At 70.2% G+C, this 20,124-nt stretch carries 15 protein-coding genes; 1 reads left to right on the top strand and 14 read right to left on the bottom strand.

The features are described from left to right. The first annotated feature begins 436 nt into the window (after positions 1–436). A complete protein-coding gene (gene ileS / locus ACWCPM_RS21425) occupies positions 437–3,574 on the top strand; it encodes an isoleucine--tRNA ligase (RefSeq protein WP_450977815.1) in 3,138 nt (1,045 codons plus the stop codon). Positions 3,575–3,777: 203 nt separating this feature from the next. On the opposite strand, the gene ACWCPM_RS21420 is transcribed toward ileS, so the two are convergent. The 14 genes from ACWCPM_RS21420 to ACWCPM_RS21355 all read right to left on the bottom strand — a co-directional run. Beyond that, positions 3,778–5,046, bottom strand: a complete 1,269-nt coding sequence (locus ACWCPM_RS21420; protein WP_450977814.1) for a DivIVA domain-containing protein — start codon at positions 5,044–5,046, stop codon at positions 3,778–3,780. A 53-nt stretch (positions 5,047–5,099) separates the two neighbouring features. Next, the gene (locus ACWCPM_RS21415; RefSeq protein ID WP_450977813.1) at positions 5,100–5,384 is read right to left on the bottom strand and encodes a YggT family protein; all 285 of its coding nucleotides are present in this window, start codon (positions 5,382–5,384) and stop codon (positions 5,100–5,102) included. A gap of 80 nt (positions 5,385–5,464) precedes the next feature. Then, complete coding sequence (locus tag ACWCPM_RS21410; protein ID WP_450977812.1) at positions 5,465–6,106, bottom strand: cell division protein SepF; 642 nt, start codon at positions 6,104–6,106, stop codon at positions 5,465–5,467. A 129-nt stretch (positions 6,107–6,235) separates the two neighbouring features. After that, complete coding sequence (locus ACWCPM_RS21405) at positions 6,236–6,955, bottom strand: YggS family pyridoxal phosphate-dependent enzyme (RefSeq protein ID WP_450977811.1); 720 nt, start codon at positions 6,953–6,955, stop codon at positions 6,236–6,238. Positions 6,956–6,961: 6 nt separating this feature from the next. Then, positions 6,962–7,693, bottom strand: coding sequence for a peptidoglycan editing factor PgeF (pgeF, locus tag ACWCPM_RS21400; RefSeq protein WP_450977810.1), 732 nt, complete (start codon positions 7,691–7,693; stop codon positions 6,962–6,964). Continuing rightward, positions 7,690–8,880 carry a cell division protein FtsZ gene (gene ftsZ / locus ACWCPM_RS21395; protein ID WP_450977809.1) on the bottom strand — a complete coding sequence of 397 codons (1,191 nt, stop codon included), beginning with the start codon at positions 8,878–8,880 and terminating at the stop codon, positions 7,690–7,692. Before ftsZ ends, pgeF begins: the two co-directional genes overlap by 4 nt. A 277-nt stretch (positions 8,881–9,157) precedes the next feature. Continuing rightward, positions 9,158–9,952: a cell division protein FtsQ/DivIB gene (locus ACWCPM_RS21390; protein ID WP_450977808.1), complete on the bottom strand. Its 795-nt coding sequence runs from the start codon at positions 9,950–9,952 to the stop codon at positions 9,158–9,160. 26 nt (positions 9,953–9,978) lie between these two features. Next, positions 9,979–11,076 (bottom strand): undecaprenyldiphospho-muramoylpentapeptide beta-N-acetylglucosaminyltransferase, encoded by a 1,098-nt coding sequence (gene murG / locus ACWCPM_RS21385; protein WP_450977807.1) that lies wholly within the window; start codon positions 11,074–11,076, stop codon positions 9,979–9,981. 6 nt (positions 11,077–11,082) lie between these two features. After that, positions 11,083–12,441 carry a putative lipid II flippase FtsW gene (gene ftsW / locus ACWCPM_RS21380; protein WP_450977806.1) on the bottom strand — a complete coding sequence of 453 codons (1,359 nt, stop codon included), beginning with the start codon at positions 12,439–12,441 and terminating at the stop codon, positions 11,083–11,085. A gap of 108 nt (positions 12,442–12,549) precedes the next feature. Further along, a complete protein-coding gene (gene murD, locus ACWCPM_RS21375) occupies positions 12,550–13,980 on the bottom strand; it encodes a UDP-N-acetylmuramoyl-L-alanine--D-glutamate ligase (protein ID WP_450977805.1) in 1,431 nt (476 codons plus the stop codon). Next, positions 13,962–15,035: a phospho-N-acetylmuramoyl-pentapeptide-transferase gene (gene mraY / locus ACWCPM_RS21370; protein WP_450977804.1), complete on the bottom strand. Its 1,074-nt coding sequence runs from the start codon at positions 15,033–15,035 to the stop codon at positions 13,962–13,964. Before mraY ends, murD begins: the two co-directional genes overlap by 19 nt. Beyond that, complete coding sequence (locus ACWCPM_RS21365; RefSeq protein ID WP_450977803.1) at positions 15,032–16,447, bottom strand: UDP-N-acetylmuramoyl-tripeptide--D-alanyl-D-alanine ligase; 1,416 nt, start codon at positions 16,445–16,447, stop codon at positions 15,032–15,034. Before ACWCPM_RS21365 ends, mraY begins: the two co-directional genes overlap by 4 nt. 28 nt (positions 16,448–16,475) lie before the next feature. Further along, entirely contained in the window at positions 16,476–17,996 is a 1,521-nt protein-coding gene (locus ACWCPM_RS21360; protein WP_450977802.1) for a UDP-N-acetylmuramoyl-L-alanyl-D-glutamate--2,6-diaminopimelate ligase, read from the bottom strand. A 216-nt stretch (positions 17,997–18,212) separates the two neighbouring features. Beyond that, positions 18,213–20,124, bottom strand: a 1,912-nt coding sequence (locus ACWCPM_RS21355; RefSeq protein WP_450977801.1) for a peptidoglycan D,D-transpeptidase FtsI family protein, incomplete at its 5' end; no start/stop codon positions are given.

Below are 20,124 nucleotides of genomic sequence, written 5' to 3'. Positions count from 1 at the left end.
CCGGTAATCCGCCGGACCGGACATCGCAGGATCTGAATTCACATAATCGACCAATCGGGTCAAAATACACCCTGGGTATCGTCACCGGAAATGCGGTCGGTCAGGGACCACCCGGCGCCGTACACTGGGCGGAGCGAAAGGCATGGATGGGGACGAGTAGCGGCGTACGCAGCCCAGAGCGACCCGGGGACGGTGGAAGCCCGGTGGCGAGCGCGACGTGAAGATCACCCCGGAGCCGCCGGAAGAAAGCCCCGCCCAGGAGCCGGGGCCGGTAGAACCGGTGTCGCTGCCCCAATGAGGGGGCTCACCGACGCACACCCCGCGCCGGCGAGCCAAGGAGGGTGGTACCGCGGGAGCGCGCCAAAGCGGCGTAGGAAAGTCGTAGCTCTCGTCCCTCCGGACGGAAGGCAGCAAGTCCGCCGGAGGAAGCCCGCTGATGACAACGCCGACGTACCGCCAGGTGCCCGCCCAGGTCGACCTGCCCGCCCTCGAGCACGCCGTGCTCGACTTCTGGCACGAGCAGAAGATCTTCGCCAAGAGCCTGGAGCAGTCCGAGGGCCGCCCCGAGTGGGTGTTCTACGAAGGTCCCCCCACCGCGAACGGCATGCCGGGCGCCCACCACATCGAGGCCCGCGTCTTCAAGGACGTCTTCCCTCGTTTCCGCACCATGCGCGGCTACCACGTGGCACGCAAGGCCGGCTGGGACTGCCACGGCCTGCCGGTGGAGCTCGCGGTGGAGAAGGAGTTGGGCTTCTCCGGCAAGAAGGACATCGAGGCGTACGGCATCGCCGAGTTCAACGACAAGTGCCGCGACTCCGTGCTCCGCCACACCGACGCCTTCTCCGAGCTGACGACCCGCATGGGCTACTGGGTCGACCTCGACGAGGCGTACGTGACCATGGAGCCCGAGTACATCGAATCCGTCTGGTGGTCGCTGAAGGAGATCTTCAACAAGGGCCTCCTCGTCCAGGACCACCGCGTCGCCCCCTGGTGCCCCCGCTGCGGCACCGGCCTGTCCGACCACGAGCTGGCCCAGGGCTACGAGACGGTCGTCGACCCCTCGGTCTACGTCCGCTTCCCGCTCACCTCCGGCCCCCTCGCCGGCGAGGCCGCGCTCCTCGTGTGGACGACCACCCCGTGGACCCTCGTCTCCAACACCGCCGTGGCCGCCCACCCCGAGGTCACCTACGTCGTCGCGACCGACGGCGAGGAGAAACTCGTCGTCGCGCAGCCGCTGGTCGAGAAGGCCCTCGGCGAGGGATGGGTGACCACCGGACAGAGCTTCACCGGCGCCGAGATGGAGCGCTGGACCTACCGGCGCCCCTTCGAGCTGGTGGAATTCCCGAGCGAGGCCCACTACGTCGTCAACGCCGAGTACGTCACCACCGAGGACGGCACCGGCCTGGTCCACCAGTCCCCCGCCTTCGGTGAGGACGACCTCAAGGTCTGCCGTGCCTACGGCCTGCCCGTCGTGAACCCGGTCCGCCCGGACGGCACCTTCGAGGAGGACCTCCCCCTCGTCGGCGGCCAGTTCTTCAAGAAGGCCGACGAGAAGCTCACCGAGGACCTCGGCGAGCGCGGCCTCCTCTTCCGGCACCTGCCCTACGAGCACAGCTACCCGCACTGCTGGCGCTGCCACACCGCGCTGCTCTACTACGCGCAGCCGTCCTGGTACATCCGCACGACGGCCGTCAAGGACCGCCTCCTGGAGGAGAACGAACGGACCAACTGGTACCCGGACACGGTCAAGCACGGCCGGTACGGCGACTGGCTGAACAACAACATCGACTGGGCGCTGTCCCGCAACCGCTACTGGGGCACCCCGCTGCCGATCTGGCGCTGCGAGGACGACCACCTCACGGTCGTGGGCTCCCGCGCCGAGCTCACCGAGCTGACCGGCACCGACCAGTCGGGCCTCGACCCGCACCGCCCGTTCATCGACGACGTCACCTTCGCTTGCCCGAGTTGCGAGAAGACGGCCACGCGCGTGCCGGAGGTCATCGACGCCTGGTACGACTCAGGTTCGATGCCGTTCGCGCAGTGGGGCTACCCGTACAAGAACAAGGAACTCTTCGAGTCCCGCTACCCGGCGCAGTTCATCAGCGAGGCCATCGACCAGACACGCGGCTGGTTCTACACGCTGATGGCGATCGGCACCCTGGTCTTCGACAAGTCCTCGTACGAGAACGTCGTCTGCCTCGGCCACATCCTCGCCGAGGACGGCCGCAAGATGTCCAAGCACCTGGGCAACATCCTGCAGCCGATCCCGCTCATGGACCAGCACGGCGCGGACGCGGTCCGCTGGTTCATGGCGGCCGGCGGTTCCCCGTGGGCGGCCCGGCGCGTCGGTCACGGCACCATCCAGGAGGTCGTCCGCAAGACGCTCCTGACCTACTGGAACACGGTCGCCTTCCAGGCCCTGTACGCCCGCACGTCGAACTGGGCCCCGTCCGCGGCCGACCCGGCCCCGGCCGACCGCCCGCTCCTCGACCGCTGGCTGCTGTCCGAACTGCACGCCCTGAACGACCAGGTGACCCGGTCCCTGGAGGCGTACGACACCCAGCGCGCCGGCAAGCTGCTGTCGGCGTTCGTCGACGACCTGTCGAACTGGTACGTGCGCCGCTCCCGTCGCCGCTTCTGGCAGGGCGACAAGGCGGCCCTGCGCACCCTGCACGAGGTCGTCGAGACGGTCACGAAGCTGATGGCACCGCTGACCCCGTTCATCACCGAGCGGGTCTGGCAGGACCTGATCGTGCCGGTCACCCCCGGGGCACCGGAGTCGGTGCACCTGTCCTCCTGGCCGGAGGCCGATCTGACCGCCATCGATCCGGAGCTGTCCCAGCAGATGGTTCTGGTGCGCCGCCTGGTGGAGCTGGGACGGGCCACGCGCGCCGAGTCGGGCGTCAAGACGCGTCAGCCGCTGCGGCGCGCCCTGATCGCCGCGACGGGCTTCGACGCCCTCTCCCCCGAACTGCACACGCAGATCACGGAGGAGCTGAACGTCGAGTCGCTCGCGTCCCTGAGCGAGGTCGGCGGCTCCCTGGTCGACACGACCGCCAAGGCCAACTTCCGCGCGCTGGGCAAGCGGTTCGGCAAGCGGGTCCAGGACGTGGCCAAGGCCGTGGCGAACGCCGACGCGGCCGCGCTGTCCCTCGCACTGCGCGAGGGCACGGCGTCGGTGGAGGTCGACGGCGAGACCATCACCCTGGCCCCGGACGAGGTCATCATCACGGAGACCCCGCGCGAGGGCTGGTCGGTGGCCTCCGACTCGGGTGCCACGGTCGCCCTCGACCTGGAGATCACGGAGGAGCTGCGCCGCGCGGGCCTCGCCCGTGACGCGATCCGCCTGATCCAGGAGGCCCGCAAGAACAGCGGCCTCGACGTCGCCGACCGCATCGCGCTGCGCTGGACCGGGACGGACCCGGCGCTGATCGCCGCCCTCGGCGACCACGCCGCGCTGATCGCCGACGAGGTCCTGGCGACGGACTTCGCGCAGGGCGAGGCGGACGACAGCTACGGCGCCCCGTTCTCGGACGAGCCGCTGACGCTCACGTTCCGCCTGCGCAAGGCGTAACGCCCACGACGAAGGCCCGGGCCCACCGAAGCATCCTGGTGGGCCCGGGCCTTCGGCATGGTGTGCACCCACACAAGTGCACCCATATCCGAACAGACACGGCATATACCGTGAACACGCGTAGCACAAGGGCGGGGCCCCGGATCGGAATCCGGGGCCCCGCCCTATGAACGCTGCCGACGTCTACGCCGTACTACCGACCGTCAGTTGTCGTCCTCGTCGATCAGGAACCCGCGCATCGGCGAGGGGGCCTGGCCCATCGGCGACGGGCCCTGCGGCCGCACCGGAGCCATCGGCTGGGTCATCGCCGGGGACATCTGCGGCTGGCCACCGTAGGACGGGCCGGCCGGCGAGGGGCCGCCACCCATCGTCTGGTTGCCACCGTAGGACGGGGCACCCGCGCCGGCCGGAGCCATCGAGGGCGCCGGGGACGGCGGGAGGGACGCGGTCGCGGGAGTCCGCGGCGGGGCGAGCGAGTCGTCCGCCTGGGTCTCCAGCTGACGCAGCTGCGACTCCAGGTAGGACTTCAGACGCGTGCGGTACTCCCGCTCGAAGCCGCGCAGGTCCTCGACCTTGCGCTCCAGCGTGGCGCGGGCGGACTCCAGCGAGCCCATCGCGACGCGGTGCTTCTCCTGGGCGTCCCGCTCCAGCGCGTCGGCCTTGGCGCGGGCGTCCCGCTCCAGGCCCTCGGCACGCGAACGAGCCTCTCCGACGATCTTGTTGGCCTCGGAACGGGCCTCCGCGATCGCCTGGTCGGCGGTCTGCTGGGCAAGCGACAGAACGCGGGCGGCGCTGTCACCACCGGGGCCCTGACCGGGCATACCGGGGCCGCCCATCGGGCCGCCCATGGGACCCGGGCCCATCTGACCCGGCATCGGACCCTGACCCATCGGACCCTGGCCCATGGGGCCCTGACCCATCGGACCCTGGCCCATCGGCCCCTGACCCATGGGGCCCTGACCCATCGGACCCTGGCCCATCGGCCCCTGACCCATGGGGCCCTGGCCCATCGGCCCCTGACCCATGGGGCCAGGACCCTGCGGACCCTGCCCGCCGGGGCCGGCGGGCAGCTGCGGGGCACCGCTCGGCAGCTGGGGCGGGCCACCCATGGGGCCACCCATCTGCTGCTGCGGCGGGCCCGATATGCCGGCGGGCACAGGAGCGCCGGGACCGCGCATGCCCTGCTGCGGCATCCCCTGCGGGGGCATGCCCTGCTGCGGCATCCCCTGCTGAGGCATCCCCTGCTGCTGGTCCGGCCCCTCCGGGGGCTTGCGCATGTTCTGCTGGTTCTGCGCGGCGGCGCGGGTGGCCGCGGCCAGCTTGGCGCGCAGATCCTCGTTCTCACGCAGGAGACGGGTCAGCTCGGCTTCGACCTCATCGAGGAAGGCATCGACCTCGTCCTCGTCATAGCCTTCTCGGAGGCGGACGGTCGTGAACTGCTTGTTCCGCACATCCTCGGGGGTCAACGGCATCTCTTCACCTCAACGTAGTCGTCGGCATTCGGCAAGACCGTAGTTCACATCGCTCACAGCCGACTCACGATCGAGAGCAGGATGTAGACGATGATCATCAGTACGAAGAAGGACAGGTCGAGCGCCACGCCCCCGAGACGCAGCGGCGGAATGAACCGCCGCAGAAGCTTGAGCGGTGGATCAGTGACAGTGTAGGTGGCCTCCAGAACGACCACCATCGCCTTGCCGGGTTGCCATGAGCGGGCGAACTGGAAGACGTAGTCCATGACCAACCGGAAGATGAGCACGATGAGGAAGCACATCAGCGCGATGTAGACGACATCCAGGACCACGCTCATGACCCTTGCTTCCCTCTCCCCTGATCCATGCTCTGGGTACTGCTCGGTGATGCTTGTACTGATGTTTCCGGTCGTACGTCTCAGCTCTGGTTGAAGAACCCGCCCTCTGCGATGCGGGCCTTGTCCTCCGCCGTGACGTCGACGTTAGCAGGAGACAACAGGAACACCTTCTGCGTCACCCGCTCGATACTGCCGTGAAGACCAAACACCAAACCCGCCGCAAAGTCGACAAGTCGCTTGGCATCTGTGTCATCCATCTCAGTCAAGTTCATGATCACCGGGGTGCCCTCACGGAAGTGTTCCCCGATGGTACGGGCTTCGTTGTACGTCCGCGGGTGGAGCGTGGTGATCCGGTACGGCTCTCGTTCCGACACGACCTTGGGCATGATCACCGGCGCGTTCTTCTCCAGGCTCTGACGTTCTTGTGTGATGGATGCCACGGGCGCGATGCGCGCCGGACGTCCGGATTCCGCGGCTAGCGAAGCGGCGTGGGCGACCGGCTCGCGAGGCGCCGGAGGCTGCACCATTCGCATCGGTTCATCCCTTTGGGACTGATGTGCACCGTGAGACTGGTGTGACGACTCGTGGCGCCGGTGGTCCCGCTCGGGCTCCGGGTCGAGTTCGGGTTCGAAGTCGTCGTCGGGGTCGAATCCCCGGCCGTCGTACCCATCGTCCTCCACGAGGCCGAGGTAGACCGCCATCTTGCGCATCGCGCCGGCCATGCTCTGAGTCCTCCGCTCTGTGGTGGATCGGCTGACGACTGCCAAGTGCCCGCGATCCACGAGGTCGTTACACCCGCCCTGCGGCGGAAATGACCATATTTTCTGCTGTGGTCCGACTTCTTGGCGACGTTACCCGAGCCTGGGTCGGACTCCGAGTACCGCAGTGCCGACGCGCACATGTGTCGCCCCGGCGGCCACGGCCTGTTCGAGGTCCGCACTCATCCCTGCCGAGACCATGGTGGCAGCCGGATGGGTCCGGCGCATGTCAGTCGACAAATCCATCATCCGCTCGAACGCCGCCAGTTCGTGTCCCGCGAGCCGGCCGGTGAGCGGCGCGACGGTCATCAGCCCGTCGAGCCGCAACCCCGGCGCCCCGGCCATCAGATCGGCCAACTCCGCGATCCCGCCGGGAGCCACTCCGCCCCGCTCCCCCCGCGCGCTCTCGCCCGCGTCGAGCGCGACCTGGATCAGGCACCCCAGCTCGCGTCCGGCGCGCACGGCCTCCTTGGACAGAGCCGTGACAAGCCTGGAACGATCAACGGACTGTACGACGCCCGCGTAACCGACCACGGACCGCACCTTGTTGGTCTGCAACTGGCCGACGAAATGCCAAGTAAGGGGCAGATCCGAGCAATCCGCGGCCTTGGGTGCCGCGTCCTGGTCCCGGTTCTCGGCGACATGGCGTACACCGAGCTCGGCCAGAATCCGCACATCGGTCGCGGGGTAGGTCTTGGTGACCACGATCAGGGTCACCTCCTCGCGCCGCCGTCCGGCGGCCGCGCACGCGGCGGCGATGCGCTCTTCCACATTCGCCAGATTTACGGCGAGTTCGTCCTTACGGTCCGTCATGTCCCATCAGTCCAGCCACACGTAGCCCGCGAGCCGACCGGTGGTGCGGTCGCGGCGGTACGAGAAGTGATCCCCCGACTCCAGCGTGCACACCGGCGACTGCTCCCGGTCGCGCACCCCGAGCCGGGTGAGCTGGGCGTGCACCCCGGCGGCCACATCGACCGCGGGCGTGCCCCAGCTCGTTTCGGCGTACGCCTCCGGCTCGACGGCGGCCACCTCTGCGCGCATCGCCTCCGGCACCTCGTAGCACCGGCCACAGACGGAGGGTCCGGTGCGGACCACGATCCGCTCCGGCTCGGCACCCAGTTCGATCATCGCGCGTAGCGCGGCCGGGACGACCCCGGCGATCATGCCGGGGCGGCCCGCGTGGGCCGCCGCGGCGACCCCGGCGACGGGGTCGGCGAGCAGGACGGGTACGCAGTCGGCGGTGAGGACGGCGAGGGCCAGGCCACGCTGCCGGGTCACGATCGCGTCGACCGACGGGATCGTGGCCGCGGCACCCCAGGGTCCGTCGACCACGGCCACGTCGTCGCCGTGCACCTGGTTCATCCAGACGACCCGGTCGGCGTCGAGCCCGAGCGACTTGGCGGCCAGCTCACGATTGGTCCGTACCGCCTCGGGGTCGTCCCCGACGGCCCCGCCGAGGTTGAGCTCCTCGTACGGAACGGCGCTCACCCCGCCCCACCTGTCGGTGAAAGCGAAGTGCGCGCCGTTCACGGTGTCGCGCTGTCCTATCACTTCAGGAAGTCCGGAACGTCCAGCTCCTCGGCCGCGCTGTCCGTGTAGCTGCGCGACGGCGGCACCGGCGGCGGCGCCTGGATCTCGCTCACCGGCTCGGGCGCGGGCTCCGGCTCCTCCTTCGGCTTGACGCTGCCGAGGGCGCCGAACGACGGGCGGCTCTCGGTCTGCCGTACCGGAGCCGGCTCCTCGCGCTTGGGGGCGGTCGAACCGAGGACGTTGTCCCGGCGGGCGGGGGGCTGGCCCCCGTCGAAGCCGGCCGCGATCACGGTGACCCGGACCTCGTCGCCGAGAGCGTCGTCGATGACCGCGCCGAAGATGATGTTGGCCTCGGGGTGGGCGGCCTCGCTGACCAGCTGGGCGGCCTCGTTGATCTCGAACAGTCCGAGGTCGGAGCCGCCGGAGATGGAGAGCAGCACACCCCGGGCGCCGTCGATGGACGCCTCCAGGAGCGGCGAGGAGATCGCCATCTCGGCCGCGGCCACCGCGCGGTCGTCGCCGCGGGCCGAGCCGATGCCCATGAGGGCCGAACCGGCCTCCGACATGACCGACTTGACGTCGGCGAAGTCGAGGTTGATGAGGCCGGGGGTGGTGATGAGGTCGGTGATGCCCTGGACGCCGGAAAGGAGGACCTGGTCGGCCGACTTGAAGGCGTCGAGGACCGAGACCTGGCGGTCCGAGATGGACAGCAGCCGGTCGTTCGGGATGACGATGAGGGTGTCGACCTCTTCGCGGAGCTCGGCGATACCGTCCTCCGCCTGGTTGGCGCGGCGCCGTCCCTCGAAGGTGAACGGGCGCGTGACGACGCCGATGGTGAGGGCGCCCAGCGAGCGGGCGATGTTGGCCACGACGGGCGCGCCGCCGGTGCCGGTGCCGCCGCCTTCACCGGCGGTCACGAAGACCATGTCGGCCCCCTTGAGGACCTCCTCGATCTCCTCGCGGTGGTCCTCGGCGGCCTTGCGGCCGACGGCCGGGTTGGCGCCGGCGCCGAGTCCGCGGGTGAGTTCCCGGCCGACGTCGAGCTTGACGTCGGCGTCGCTCATCAACAGTGCCTGTGCGTCGGTGTTGATGGCGATGAACTCGACACCCTTGAGACCGACCTCGATCATCCGGTTGATGGCATTGACACCACCGCCGCCGACACCGATGACCTTGATGACTGCGAGGTAGTTCTGCGGTGCTGCCACGTCGAAGGCCTCTCGCCTCGAATTACGTGCCGTCGTCTCGCGGTGCCCGCGGTCCGACGACTGATGCCGAATGGGACGGTCCGTAACGCCGACCCGAACCCTAACGCTGAAGTTTAGGGTTACCAGTGTGTCTGTTCCCTGGAGTCTTCTGAACAGGACACTAAGTCGACAAGTGGCGCGCGTTCAACGAACACGCCGAACCTCCCGTTTTTCTTTTCACCCTATGTGATCAGCCGTAGCGCTGCCCAACCAGGGTGCTGGCCTGCACTGATGCGCGTCAACTGCCTGATGACGCGGGGGCCGTGGGAACGCTGACGTCGAAGTGCCGGGCGCCCGAGGCGGCTTTCATCAGAGCCGTGAGAGTACGGGCCTTCGCCCGGCCCTTCTCGCCGCTCCCCCACACGACGGTGCGTCCGCCGGTCAACTCCAGTGAGATCTCGTCGAAGGAGCGGACCTTGACGACCCGCGCGTCCCGGGCGACGGCGGCGGGAATGGCGCCGACCACGCGGACCGCCTCGCGCACCAGTCGGAGCTCTCCGAAACGGCGGTGGCTGGGCGCGGCCGAACCCGACCGGGAGATCGTCAATTCCAGCAGGGGAACACCTTTTGGCGCCTCAGAAACCGTGGCGAAACGGACACCTTCGTCGTCCACTTCGATGAACTCGCGGCCCTTTTCGATGAGCAGGGCCGGGGTCCGCTCGACGACTTTCAGACTGATCCCGTGCGGCCAGGAGCGGACCACCCGAACCTCTTCGATCCGGGGCAATTTTCGCCGTAGTCGCGTCTCGATCCGATCGGTGTCGACGGAAATCAGCCGGGCGCCGCGCGGTACGTCGGCGGCCTCGCGCACCTGGGCGGGCGTCAGGACGTCGGTCCCGGAGACGGTCACGCGCTCCACACGCGTCCACTGGGAGCCGTACAACAGCCAGCCGGTACCGGCGCCGAGGAGAATCACGACAAGCCCAAGAATGATCATCATACGAAGCTTGGGCGGCCGCGACCTCCGGACAGGGGGCGGGCCGGACGTCTCCTGCTGGCGTGCACCGCGCTCGGCGGTGGTCGGTCCGGCCACGCTCCCTGCCTTCCGTTCACATGTGCCTAACGTTGTGCACGGCGGGCGGCGATCGCCTCGTACACCATGCCGACGAGGAGTTCGTCGGCGTCCCGGCGGCCGAACTCACCGGCGGCACGGGACATCTCGTACAGCCGGTGCGGGTCGGCGAGCACGGGCAGGATGTTCTGCTGCACCCACTCCGGGGTGAGTTCCGCGTCGTCGACCAGCAGGCCGCCGCCCGCCTTGACCACCGGCTGGGCGTTCAGCCGCTGTTCGCCGTTGCCGATGGGCAGCGGGACGTAGGCGGCCGGCAGTCCGACGGCGGAGAGTTCGGCGACGGTCATCGCGCCGGCGCGGCAGAGCATCATGTCGGCCGCGGCGTACGCGAGGTCCATCCGGTCCAGGTAACTTACCGGGATGTACGGGGGCATCCCCGGCATCTGGTGGACCTGCGGCAGTTCGTTCTTCGGGCCGACCGCGTGCAGGATCTGGATCCCGGCCTGCTGGAGCCACGGGGCGACCTGCTGGACCACCTCGTTGAGCCGCCGGGCGCCCTGCGAGCCGCCGGTGACCAGCAGCGTGGGCAGGTTGGGGTCGAGGCCGAACATCGCGCGGGCCTCCGGGCGGGCGGCGGCCCGGTCCAGGGTGGCGATGGAGCGGCGCAGCGGGATGCCGATGTAGCGGGCGTCGCGCAGCTTGCTGTCAGGGGTGGAGACGGCGACCTGGGCGGCGTACCGGGAGCCGATCTTGTTGGCGAGGCCGGGGCGGGCGTTCGCCTCGTGGATCACGATCGGCACGCCGAGCCGCTTGGCGGCCAGATAGCCGGGCAGGGCGACATAGCCGCCGAAGCCGACCACGGCGTCCGCCTTGGTGCGTTCCAGGATCTGCTCGGCCGCCTTGATGGTGCCGCGCAGCCGGCCCGGGACGGTGATCAGCTCGGGAGTGGGCTTGCGCGGCAGCGGGACGGCCGGGATCAGCGCCAGATCGTAGCCGCGTTCCGGGACGAGCCGGGTCTCCAGGCCGCGCTCCGTGCCGAGGGCGGTGATCCCCACCGTCGGGTCCTGCCTGCGCAGGGCGTCCGCGAGGGCGAGCGCGGGCTCGATGTGGCCGGCGGTCCCCCCACCAGCGAGTACGACATGCACCGAAATTCACCGCTCTCCGGACGAGCGCGCCGTGGCGCGCCGTCGCATCGTGTTCCATCTCCGGGGGCTCCGGTTCGAACCGGTTTCCCCTGCCCCCCGCTTTCTACCAAAGCGGGGTTGCCGCATCGCAAGCGCCGCCCGCGCAGCGGGCTCGTCGCGCGCGAAGGCGATCAGCAACCCGATGGCGAACATGGTCGGCAGCAGGGCGGACCCCCCGTAGGAGAACAGCGGGAGGGGGACTCCGGCGATCGGCAGCAGGCCGAGCACCGCACCGATGTTGATCACGGCCTGGGCCGTGATCCAGGTGGTCACACCTCCCGCGGCATACCTGACGAAGGGGTCCTCCGTGCTCCCGGCCACGCGGATACCCGCATAGCCTAGAGCGGCGAAGAGGGCGAGCACCGACAGCGTCCCCGCCAGGCCCAGTTCCTCACCGGTGACGGCGAAGATGAAGTCGGTGTGCGCTTCGGGGAGTTGCCCCCATTTCTCCACACTCGCACCCAGTCCGGAACCGAAGATCCCGCCGGACGCGAGGGCGTAGATGCCGTGCACGGCCTGCCAGCAGGAGCCGTCGGGGCCCATCTCCGTCGCGCCGATGCAGCGGAACCGGTCCAGCCGGTTGGGACTGCTCTGGATGAGGATCGCGCCGAGCACCGCGGCGACCCCCAGCACGCCGACGAACAGCCGGGTCGGAGCGCCCGCCAGCCACAGCAGGCCGAACAGGATCGCCGTCAGGATGATCGCGGTGCCCATGTCGCCGCCGAGCATGATCAGGCCGAGCAGCAGGAACGCTACCGGCACCAGCGGCACCAGCATGTGCTTCCACTGGGCGAGCAGGTTCTTGTCCTGCTTGCGGGCGAGCAGGTCCGCACCCCACAGCACCAGGGCCAGCTTGCCGAACTCGCTGGGCTGGAGCTGGAAGGAGCCGCCGAGGGAGATCCAGTTCTGGTTGCCGTTGACCGCCACCCCTATCCCCGGCACCTGCACCAGGGCCATCAGGAAGACCGCGCCGGCGACGATCGGGTAGGCGAGCGCCCGGTGCAGCTTCACCGGCATCCGGGAGGCGACGTAGAGCAGCACCGCGCCGATGACGGCGGCCAGCATCTGCTTGCGGAAGAAGTGCGACCCCGACAGGGAATTCTGCAGCGCGGTGATCTGGGACGCCGAGTAGACCATCACCAGACCCAGCACGGTGATCAGCAGACTGCCGCCGAGGATGACGTAGTACGCCGTGAGCGGCCGGTCCCAGGCCCGGCGCACGCGGATGTAGGCCCGCACGGCCCGGTTCTCGCGCGGCTGACGGCCGGCGGCGGGCGCACGGACGGTTCGTCGGACCGGAGGACGTCCGGTGCGGCTGCCCGGCATCAGCGGCTCCCACCGGCGGGGAGCCGAAGCCGGCCGAACGCGAGCCTCATCCGAGTCACCTGTCCCTTCAAGGGTCCCCACAGCGCCCGCTGTGGCCGAGACCCGCCGTCAGGCGCCCGCGCCGAGTTCGCGAACCGCCTCCGCGAACGCGTCTCCTCGCTTGTTGTAGTCGGCGAACATGTCCATGGAGGCACAGGCGGGTGCCAGAAGCACCGTGTCTCCGGTGACGGCGAGGTGCCGCGCCTCCCGGACGGCCGCGAGCATCGCCCCAGTGTCGGTCCGGTCGAGGTCGACGACGGGTACCTCCGGGGCGTGTCGCGCCAGGGCTTCCCGGATCAGGGCGCGATCGGCGCCGATGAGCACGGCCCCGCGAAGCCGCTTCGCCGACCTGGCGACCAGCTCGTCGAAGGTGGCGCCCTTGGCCAGTCCGCCGGCGATCCACACGATCGACTCGTACGCCGCCAACGAGGCCTCGGCGGCATGGGTGTTGGTGGCCTTGGAATCGTCGACATAGGCCACCCCGTCCACGTCGGCGACGTGTGCGATGCGGTGGGCGTCCGGGGTGAAGGCGCGCAGGCCGTCCCGCACGGCGCGGGCGGGCACGCCGTAGGCGCGCGCGAGGGCCGCCGCCGCGAGGGCGTTGGCGATGTTGTGCGGGGCCGGCGGGTTCACGTCGGAGACCTCGGCCAGCTCCTGGGCGTTCTTGTGCCGGTCCTCGACGAAGGCGCGGTCGACCAGGATGCCCTCCACGACGCCGAGTTGGGACGGCGCCGGGGTGCCCAGCGTGAAGCCGACGGCCCTGCAGCCCTCCTCGACGTCCGCGGCGCGCACCAGGTCCTCAGTGGCCTTGTCGGCCGCGTTGTAGACGCAGGCGACCCGGTTCCCCTCGTAGACGCGGCCCTTGTCGGCGGCGTAGGCCTCCATGGAGCCGTGCCAGTCGAGGTGGTCGGGGGCGAGGTTCAGCACCGTGGCCGAGTGGGCGCGCAGCGAGGGCGCCCAGTGCAGCTGGTAGCTGGACAGCTCGACGGCGAGGACGTCGTAGCGCTCCTCGCCGAGCACCGCGTCCAGCAGCGAGACGCCGATGTTGCCGACGGCGGCGGTGCGCAGCCCGGCCGCCCGCAGGATCGAGGCGAGCATCTGGACGGTGGTGGTCTTGCCGTTGGTGCCGGTGACGGCGAGCCAGGGGGCCGCGTCGGGGCCCCGCAGCCGCCAGGCGAGCTCGACGTCGCCCCAGACCGGGACGCCCGCCTCGGCCGCCGCCGTGAACAGCGGCTTGTCGGGCTTCCAGCCCGGCGCGGTGACGATCAGCTCGGTGCCCTCGGGCAGGGTCGCGCCGTCGCCGAGGCGAACGGTGACGCCGAGCGTCTCCAGCTCGGCGGCCTGCGCCCGGACGCGCTCGTCGTCGCCGTCGTTGACGACGGTGACGTGCGCGCCGAGGCCGTGCAGGACCTTGGCCGCCGGGACGCCGGAGACGCCGAGCCCGGCGACGGTGACGTGCTTGCCCTTGAGCTCCGAGGAGGTCACTTTTCCGCTGCCCATCCCGCATAGAAGAGGCCCAGTCCGACAATCACACAGATGCCCTGAATGATCCAGAAGCGGACCACGACAAGGACTTCGGACCAGCCCTTGAGTTCGAAGTGGTGCTGGAGTGGCGCCATCCGGAAGACGCGCTTGCCGGTGAGGCGGAACGAGCCGACCTGGATGACCACCGACATGGTGATCAGCACGAACAGACCGCCGAGGATGGCCAGCAGCAGCTCCGTGCGGGAGCAGATGGCCAGACCGGCGAGGACACCGCCGAGCGCCAGGGAGCCGGTGTCACCCATGAAGATCTTGGCCGGCGAGGTGTTCCACCACAGGAAGCCCAGACAGGCGCCCATCAGGGCCGAGGCGACCACGGCGAGGTCGAGCGGGTCGCGCACCTCGTAGCAGGCGCCCGGGTTCGTCAGGGTGCCCGCGTTGGCGCAGGACTCCTGGAACTGCCAGACGCCGATGAACGTGTAGGCGCCGAAGACCAGTACGGAGGCGCCGGTGGCGAGGCCGTCGAGGCCGTCGGTGAGGTTCACGCCGTTCGACATCGCGAGGATCATGAACAGCGCCCAGATGACGAACAGCACCGGGCCGATCGTCCAGCCGAAGTCGGTGATGAACGACAGCTTGGTGGAGGCCGGGGTGTTGCCGCGGTTGTCGGCGAACTGGAGCGACAGCACCGCGAAGGCGATACCGACGATCAGCTGGCCGGCCATCTTCGCCTTGGCCCGCAGACCCAGCGAACGCCGCTTGACGATCTTGATGTAGTCGTCCAGGAAACCGACCAGACCCATGCCGGCCATCAGGCCGAGCACCAGCAGACCGGAGAAGGTCGGCGGCTTGCCGGTGATCACCTTCGACAGGAAGTACGCGGCGATCGTGGCCAGGATGAAGGCGATACCACCCATGGTGGGCGTACCGCGCTTGCTGGCGTGCTCACGCGGACCGTCGTCGCGGATGTACTGACCGTAGCCCTTGCGGGCCAGCAGCTTGATCAGCAGCGGCGTGCCGACCAGTGTCAGGAACAGGCCGATGACGCCCGCGAACAGGATCTGATTCATCATCGGGCCGCGACCTCACCCTCGGCACCCGTGGCGAGCAGCGCCTCCGCGACGCTCTCCAGGCCGACCGAACGGGACGCCTTCACGAGGACGACGTCCCCCGGGCGCAACTCGCTGCGCAACAGGTCGACCGCCGCCTGTGCGTCGGACACGTGCACCGACTCCTCACCCCACGAACCCTCGTTATATGCGCCCAGTTGCAGCCAGGCGGCTTCCCTGCCCCCGACCGCGACGAGCTTGCTGACGTTGAGCCGGACGGCGAGCCGCCCGACCGCGTCGTGCTCGGCGAGCGCCTCGTCCCCGAGCTCGGCCATCTTGCCGAGCACCGCCCACGTACGACGCCCCTTGCCCATGGCCGCCAAGGCGCGCAGGGCGGCTCGCATGGACTCGGGGTTCGCGTTGTAGGCGTCGTTGACGACCGTCACGCCGTCCTGGCGCTCGGTGACCTCCATACGCCAGCGGGAGAGGGAGTCTGCCTCGGAGAGCGCGGTGGCGATCTCGTCCGCGGACATGCCCAGCTCATGGGCGACGGCGGCCGCGGCGAGCGCGTTCGACACGTGGTGCTCACCGTACAGGCGCATGGTCACATCGCTGCACCCGGAGGGTGTGTGAAGGGTGAAAGAGGGCTGGCCGGAGTCCGTCAGACGCACGTTCTCGGCGCGTACGTCCGCTTCGTCTGTCTCTCCGAAGAGGACCACCTTCGCCTTGGTGCGCGAGGCCATGGCGCGGACGAGGGGATCGTCGGCGTTGAGGATCGCGGCACCGCCGTCCTCCGCCGGCGGCAGTGCCTCCACGAGTTCACCCTTGGCCTGGGCGATCTGCTCGCGGCCGCCGAACTCGCCGATGTGGGCGGTGCCGACGTTGAGCACCAGGCCGATCCGCGGTGGCGTGAGGCCGGTGAGGTACCGGATGTGGCCGATGCCCCGCGCGCCCATCTCCAGTACCAGGAACCGGGTTTCCTCGGTGGCGGTGAGTGCGGTGAGCGGCAGCCCGATCTCGTTGTTGAACGATCCGGGGGTCCACACCGTCGGTGCCTTGCGCTGGAGCACCTGCGCGATCAGGTCCTTGGTGCTGGTCTTGCCCGCGGAGCCGGTGAGCGCGACGAGGGTGGTGCCGAGCGCGCGCACGACGTGCCGGGCGAGGGCGCCGAGGGCCGTCTGGACGTCGTCCACGACGATCGCGGGCACGCCGACGGGGCGCGACGCGAGCACCGCGACCGCGCCCGCCCCGACGACCTGTGCCGCGAAGTCGTGGCCGTCCACGCGTTCGCCGACGAAGGCGGCGAACAGGCTGCCGGGCACGACCTCGCGGGAGTCCCGGACGACCGGTCCGGTCACCTGTGCCGACGGATCCGGTATGTCGTGCGTCTGCCCGCCGACGACTTCTGCGATCTCGGCGAGGGAGAGGGCGATCACAAGTTCATCCCCTGGGTCTTCTGGATTTTCATCCCTGGGTTTTCTGGATTGCTTCGCGCAGCACCTGGCGGTCGTCGAAGGGACGGACCACCCCGGCGATGTCCTGGCCCTGCTCATGGCCCTTGCCCGCGACCAGCACGGTGTCCCCCGGCTGCGCCCTGCCGACGGCGGCGGCGATGGCGGCGGCCCGGTCCTCGAACAGCAGCACCTCTCCGCGTTCGTGCGCGGGCACCGTCGCCGCGCCCTGAAGCATGGTGGCGAGGATCGCGAGGGGATCCTCGGAGCGGGGGTTGTCGGAGGTCAGCACTGCCGTGTCGGAGAGCCGGGCCACGGCGGCGCCCATCGGTTCCCGCTTGGTGGTGTCCCGGTCACCTCCGCAGCCGAGCACGACGTGCACCCGGCCCTTGGTGATCTTGCGCAGCGCCTTCAGGACCGACTCGACGGCGTCCGTCTTGTGGGCGTAGTCGACGACTGCGAGGTAGTCCTGGCCGGCGTCCACCCGCTCCAGACGGCCCGGCACCCCCGGCACGGCGGCGACGCCGTCGGCGGCGGTTTGCGGGTCGAAGCCGGCGGCGGCCAGCGAGACGATCGCGGCCAGGCTGTTCGCGACGTTGAACGGGCCCGGCAGCGGCGACCTGGCGGCGATCCGCTCCCCGTCCGGGCCGACCACCGTGAACGACGAGTCCATCGGGCCGACCTCGACGCCCTCGGCGCGCCAGTCGGCGTCCGGGTGCCCCTCGGCGGAGTAGGTGACGACCGGCACGCCGGCCTCGCGGGCGAGCCGCCTGCCGTACTCGTCGTCGATGTTGACCACGCCGAGCCTGCTGCGTTCCGGGGTGAACAGCTGCGCCTTGGCCCGGAAGTAGTCCTCCATGTCGGAGTGGAACTCCATGTGCTCCGGGCTGAGGTTGGTGAAGACCGCGACGTCGAAGACGCAGCCGTCGACCCTGCCGAGCACCAGCGCGTGGCTGGAGACCTCCATGGCGACCGCGTCGACCCCGCGTTCGCGCATCACGGCGAACAGGGCCTGGAGGTCGGTGGCTTCGGGCGTGGTGCGCTCGGACTTGATGCGCTCGTCGCCGATCCGGGTCTCGACCGTGCCGATCAGGCCGGCGGAACGGCCCGTCCTGATGCCGCCCTCGACGAGGTAGGCGGTGGTGGTCTTGCCGGAGGTGCCGGTGATGCCGATCTGGAGCAGCTCGCGGCCCGGGTGACCGTAGATCGTCGCCGCCAGCTCGCCCATCTCCGCGCGCGGGTCGTCGACGGTGAGCACCGGCAGTCCGGTGGCCGCGGCGCGCTCGGCGCCGGCCGGGTCGGTCAGCACCGCGGCGGCGCCGAGACCGAGGGCCTGCGTGACGAAGTCGGCGCCGTGCACGCGGGCGCCGGGCAGCGCGGCGTACAGGTCGCCGGGGCGGACGGCGCGCGAGTCATGGGTGATGCCCGTGACCGTGGCGGCCGCTTCCGGGGCGGCGACACCCAGCTGATCGGCGAGCTCCGCGAGGGGTGTGGCGGAGACCCGTTCCGGCCTCGGCGGTCCCGGGTAGGTCACGGGAACGTCCTTCTGGGTGGTTTGGGACTGATCAGGGTGTGGCACGGCGGTGAGCGTACCGGGCGCACCCGCTCCGGAGCTAAATGAGGGCTGCCCGCCCGCCGCGCGGTCCGTCGAGGGTCGTGGGTGGCGGGTGGGCGAGGTGCGGGGGCCGCGCCGGTTCCCGGGATCGGGGGTGATCGTCGTCACGGATGGTTCCTGGGGGCTCGGTGCTGATCAGGGTTTGAAGGTGACCGGGAGCCTTGCGGGCCCGGCTCCCGTCGGCGGGACCTGCAGGGTCTTCAGGGCGAACTCCATCACCCGCTTGTAGACGGGTCCGCAGATCTGTCCGCCGAAGTAGCTGCCCTTCTTGGCGTTCTGGATCGCGCAGTAGACGGTGACGCGGGGCTTGTCCGCGGGCGCGAATCCGGCGAACGAGGAGGTGTAGCCGCGGTACTTGCCGGTGTCCGGATCCACGCGGTTGGCGGTGCCGGTCTTGCCCGCGACCCGGTAGCCGGGGATGCGCGCCTTGGTGCCGGTGCCCTCCTCGTCGTCGACGACGGACTCCAGCATCCGGGCGAGCGTCGTGGCCGTCTTCTCGCTCACGACCCGTGTCCTGTCCGGCTTCGGGGCGGGCGTGAAGCGTCCGTCCGGTCCCTTGGTGCCGCGGACGAGCGTGGGGTCGACGCGCATGCCTCCGTTGGCGATGGTCGAGTACACGGAGGCCGCCTGCATCGCGTTGATGGACACGCCCTGGCCGAAAGGAATCGTGTACTGCTGCGAGGTCGACCACTGGTCGGGCGGCGCGAGGATGCCCTTGGTCTCGCCGGGGAAGCCCAGCCCGGTGTAGCCGCCGATGCCGAACGCGCGCAGGTACCTGTGGAGCACCCGGTTGGCCTCGGACTGGGTCCTGCCGAGCTGCCCGGTGGCCAGGATGGTGCCGATGTTGCTGGACTTGGCCAGCACGCCGTTGAGCGTCAGGTACCAGGTCGGGTGGTCGATGTCGTCCTGGAAGAGCCGGTCGCCCCGGTGCAGCCGGTTGGGCACCACCACATGGGTCCGGGGCGTGGCCACGTTCTCCTCCAGCACCGCGGCCATCGAGACGATCTTGGCGGTGGAGCCGGGCTCGAACGCGTCCTGGAGGGCCGCGTTGCCCATCGCGGCCGCGTCGGCCTTCGTCAGGTCGTTGGGGTCGAAGCCGGGCGAGTTGGCCATGGCGAGGATCTCGCCGGTGCGGGTGTCCTGCACGATCACGTAGCCGCGGTCCGCGTCGGACTCCTCCACCTGCTCCGCGATGGCGTTCTGGGCGGCCCACTGGATGTCGCGGTCGATGGTCAGCTCGATGTCCGAGCCGGGCACCGCGGGCGTCTCGTTGGAGCCGGCGGTCGGCACCTGGAGGCCGCCGGACTGGGCGTAGCGGATCTTGCCGTCCTCGCCGGCCAGTTCCTCGTCGAGCTGCTGCTCGACGCCGCCGCCGCCCTTGCCCTCGGCGTTGACCCAGCCCAGTATCCCGGCGGCCAGGTCGCCGTTGGGGTACACGCGCTTGCTGCTGGGCTCGGCCAGGACGCCGCCGAGGACGTTGACGGTGCTCCTGTCGGTCTCCGCCTTGGCGGCCAGCGCGGTCCTCAGGTCCTTGATCTGCTTCCAGACCTGCGGGGTCTGCCGCGTGGCGAGCCTGACGTAGCGGAGCTTCTTGTCCTTCGGGCGGAGCTTGCCGGTGAGCTCGTCCTGGTCCTTGCCGAGGATCGGCGCGAGGAGCGCCGCCGCCTGCTCGGGGGCGTCGCCGATCTTGAGCTGCTCGCGGGTGAACAGCGTGGGGTCGGCGGTGATGTCGTACGCGTCGACGCTGGTCGCCAGGGCCACGCCGGTGCGGTCGGTGATCTCGCCGCGCTGGGCGGCGAGGGTGTGCACGACGTACCGGTTCTGCTGGGCCTTGGCGGCGTAGGCGCTCGCGTCGACGGCCTGCACCTGGAGCAGCCGGACCACGAAGACCAGCATGACGAGGGTCAGCGCGAAGCCGATCAGACGCAGTCGGGGGCGCGGACTGCCGAGCCGGAGCGCGCGCGGGGCGTCCGGACGAGGCCGGCCGGGCCCGCGTGCCGGGTGGGCGCCGGGGCCGGGGCGTCGTCGGCCCGCCGGGCGGTCGGGC

Source organism: Streptomyces sp. NPDC002309 (genome assembly GCF_053593375.1).
The sequence above is the reverse complement of the archived record's forward strand: the minus strand, read 5'-3'. Positions and strand labels throughout refer to the sequence as shown.

What these genes read in the sequence shown, in the direction of transcription:
- ileS (WP_450977815.1), top strand. Translation starts at nt 437, where the DNA reads ATGACAACGCCGACGTACCGCCAGGTGCCCGCCCAGGTCGACCTGCCC.
- ACWCPM_RS21420 (WP_450977814.1), bottom strand. Translation starts at nt 5,046, where the DNA reads ATGCCGTTGACCCCCGAGGATGTGCGGAACAAGCAGTTCACGACCGTC.
- ACWCPM_RS21415 (WP_450977813.1), bottom strand. Translation starts at nt 5,384, where the DNA reads ATGAGCGTGGTCCTGGATGTCGTCTACATCGCGCTGATGTGCTTCCTC.
- ACWCPM_RS21410 (WP_450977812.1), bottom strand. Translation starts at nt 6,106, where the DNA reads ATGGCCGGCGCGATGCGCAAGATGGCGGTCTACCTCGGCCTCGTGGAG.
- ACWCPM_RS21405 (WP_450977811.1), bottom strand. Translation starts at nt 6,955, where the DNA reads ATGACGGACCGTAAGGACGAACTCGCCGTAAATCTGGCGAATGTGGAA.
- ftsW (WP_450977806.1), bottom strand. Translation starts at nt 12,441, where the DNA reads ATGCCGGGCAGCCGCACCGGACGTCCTCCGGTCCGACGAACCGTCCGT.
- murD (WP_450977805.1), bottom strand. Translation starts at nt 13,980, where the DNA reads ATGGGCAGCGGAAAAGTGACCTCCTCGGAGCTCAAGGGCAAGCACGTC.
- mraY (WP_450977804.1), bottom strand. Translation starts at nt 15,035, where the DNA reads ATGATGAATCAGATCCTGTTCGCGGGCGTCATCGGCCTGTTCCTGACA.